This window comes from Methylobacterium sp. E-046 (assembly GCF_022829625.1).
GTDB lineage: Bacteria > Pseudomonadota > Alphaproteobacteria > Rhizobiales > Beijerinckiaceae > Methylobacterium > Methylobacterium longum.
On sequence record NZ_JAKSYP010000055.1, the window covers coordinates 1 to 2,125 of the forward strand.

Here is a 2,125-nt window from a genome sequence, read left to right on the forward strand (position 1 = left end):
CCGGCCCGACGCCTCATCTCTATTTCTGCTGCATCGTCACCGACCCGTGGTCGGGATCGACCGCTGCAACCCGTGGGCCGTGAACGCCCATCGGGATCAAAACCTGTAGCCCGCGGTTGCAGGCCTCCGTGAGCCGGTCGATCCCGACCACGGGTCGGTGACGATGCAGCAGGGATAGAGATGAGGCGTCGGGCCGGATCCCGTGATGACGTGGTTCGGCCCTGTGCCGTTCGGCTTGAGACCGGAGCGACGGTCGCCTCATAGCGCTTGGTCGCGACGGCGTGGCTGCAGGGAATGCTGAGCAACCAGCAGGCGAGTTTCGTGACCAGTACGCGCGCCCGTGCGAGGCCTGCCCCGGCTTGATTTCAGTCAAGATTTTCAAGCTGCGGTTGGCGGCGCGTAGCCGTACCGTTCGCCGAACCACTCAACCGTCGTCCGCGCCCCATCACGGATGTCGGGCTCGTCGGATGCTGCCATCTCGGCGACCACCGCCGCGAAGCTGCCGTTCGGTCCGATGAGGTAGTCGAGGAGGTGTTTGGCCTCGGTTTCGATCTCCTCTTCGGTCATGCCGGCGAAGGCATTGGCCTTGCGCGCCGCCTCCAGCCGGACGACGCGCGCCTCGATCTCCTTCAGCCTCATGACCAAGCCTCCCCGGGCACGAAGCCCTCGCGGGCTAGCAGGGCGGTCGCCCACGCATCCCGCTCGGGGTCGACTGGCTCGCCTGCCACTGCCTGTCGGAGAACATCAATCAGCCCGTCCAGCTCCTCATCCGTGTATCGGTGCGGGCCCGGCTTCAGGTTCGGGTTCTGGTGCTCCAACCGGACGATGCGGGCCTCGATCTCACGCAGTCTCATCGACGTAGCCCCTCAATCTCCATCAGGCGCCGGTTTAGGTCGGCGGCCGTGATCGCCGAGATGTGGGCGTCCACCGCCTTGCCGATGTCGGCAGCTTCGCTTGGTGTGATCTCGCCCGACGACACGGCCCGCAAGAGAGCGGCCGTCGCCATCGGCAGGTCGGCCGCGGTCTCAATCACCGGCAGCTCGAACGTGATGCTGCGATCTCGGCGCGGTGCCAAAAGCCTGTCGAGGCACAGCTTCATCGCCGGGCCGTCGCCCTCCAAGGCCAGTTCAATCGCCTTACGGGACAGGGCTTCGGCCTCACCCTCGAAGATGGCTTCCAGGGCTAGCGTGGAGCGGTTGCGCGAGCCGCGGGGGCGGCCTGCAGGGTTGCCGGACTGGCCGGGCTCAAAGTGGGTGTCCTCGCTCGGCATGGCTCAACGTCCGGTCGGAGTGGTCCTGTAAACAACAGGGCAAAAACAGGAGGATGATAGATAGCACTGGCTATGAGGTTTCACGAATGCGGCTCGTCGGCTGGCTGAGCCAGGGCGCGCACCCCTTCGGATAGATCCTGCAAGGCTGCTACGGCGGCCTGCTGGCGGATGGCGCCTGCATCCTTCCGAACCTCGATGGTAACGGCAGCGGTGAGCGCCATCTGGCAGGGCAGTCTTCATCCAGCTGCGCGACAATCTCTACGGGTATCACGTCCATCTAAAGACACGCATAGATTGGTACGTTTGAGCGCTGTGTAGGCTGCAGGGCCAGCGGCAGAATTTAATATCGAGATCTAATATTTGATAGGGCTCTTATCCCCGACGTAATGCAGCCTGCTTGGCTAGGAACGTGGAGAGCCGGGCATATGCAGTCGCCTGCCGAGATGGTCGTTCCACGCTCGCTCATGGTCGAGCTTATCGACCTGCTGGGTGACTTTTCCCCCGAACAAAATCGGCGGCAGGCCGAGGTACTCGGGATCCGCTTGGCGGACCTGGAGCACAGGGCGCGGTCGCAAGGAGCGCCCGTGGAGACGGTGGCTGCGATCCAAGGTGCGCGCGTGCTGCTCGATCTGGCGGAGATGCCACCCCTCCCACCGGTTGGGAGGACCTGATGGCCAGCAGTTCTACGCCGACCAACCTGCACACGCTGGCGACGAGCTTGACTGTGATGCAGCGGCTGCTCGATCGTCGAACCGCCGATGGAGCGCTCGTGCCGGCCGACCCGGCTCTGATCCAGGCAACAATCGAAGCCGGATACGACGAAGTGCGCCGGATCAGATTGCTGCTCGCCGAGAT

At 64.3% G+C, this 2,125-nt stretch carries 5 protein-coding genes; 1 reads left to right on the top strand and 4 read right to left on the bottom strand.

The window, feature by feature from the left end; all coding sequences use genetic code 11:
• Positions 1-378: 378 nt before the first annotated feature.
• From MKK82_RS03285 to MKK82_RS03300, 4 genes are all read right to left on the bottom strand, one after another.
• Positions 379-639 (bottom strand): hypothetical protein, encoded by a 261-nt coding sequence (locus tag MKK82_RS03285; RefSeq protein ID WP_243984647.1) that lies wholly within the window; start codon positions 637-639, stop codon positions 379-381.
• Positions 636-854, bottom strand: a complete 219-nt coding sequence (locus tag MKK82_RS03290; RefSeq protein WP_243984648.1) for a hypothetical protein — start codon at positions 852-854, stop codon at positions 636-638. Before MKK82_RS03290 ends, MKK82_RS03285 begins: the two co-directional genes overlap by 4 nt.
• Positions 851-1,270, bottom strand: a complete 420-nt coding sequence (locus tag MKK82_RS03295) for a DUF5681 domain-containing protein (protein WP_243984650.1) — start codon at positions 1,268-1,270, stop codon at positions 851-853. The genes MKK82_RS03290 and MKK82_RS03295 overlap by 4 nt, the downstream gene beginning before the upstream one ends.
• 80 nt (positions 1,271-1,350) lie before the next feature.
• Positions 1,351-1,491, bottom strand: a complete 141-nt coding sequence (locus tag MKK82_RS03300) for a hypothetical protein (protein ID WP_243984652.1) — start codon at positions 1,489-1,491, stop codon at positions 1,351-1,353.
• Positions 1,492-1,940: 449 nt separating this feature from the next.
• Between MKK82_RS03300 and MKK82_RS03305 the strand changes: the two genes are divergently transcribed.
• Positions 1,941-2,125: hypothetical protein (locus MKK82_RS03305; RefSeq protein ID WP_243984654.1), on the top strand; the 185-nt coding region annotated here is incomplete at its 3' end.